This is a genomic window from Leifsonia sp. SIMBA_070 (assembly GCF_046534635.1).
In the GTDB taxonomy this organism is placed as follows: domain Bacteria; phylum Actinomycetota; class Actinomycetes; order Actinomycetales; family Microbacteriaceae; genus Leifsonia.
In genome coordinates this window covers 1-251 of record NZ_JAWRYK010000653.1, presented here as the reverse complement: position 1 = coordinate 251, position 251 = coordinate 1, and the positions used below count along the sequence as shown (strand labels likewise).

The window sequence follows — 251 nt, the reverse complement described above, 5'->3', positions numbered from 1 at the left end:
CTTCGAAGTCCAGCTCGTTGGTCTGGTAGTAGAGGCCGGCGATGTAGTCGATGGTCTCGCCCCCGGGCGAGGTCACCCGGAGCTCCTGGCTGAACTGCTCGAAGGCCTCGTCCTGCAGGGCGTTGAACACGGTCGCACTGGTAAAATCGCAGTCGCAGTCCTGCTGGAACTCGTACTCGAGGTAACCGGTGGTCGAGGTCAGCGTGAGCCCGCCCAGGTCGTAGTCGATCGTCAGCACGAACACGTCGGAC

The 251-nt window shown here is 62.5% G+C and carries 1 protein-coding gene; it reads right to left on the bottom strand.

The window, feature by feature from the left end; all coding sequences use genetic code 11:
- The coding region (locus SB754_RS21855; RefSeq protein ID WP_410784404.1) for a hypothetical protein at positions 1-251 on the bottom strand (251 nt) is incomplete at both ends.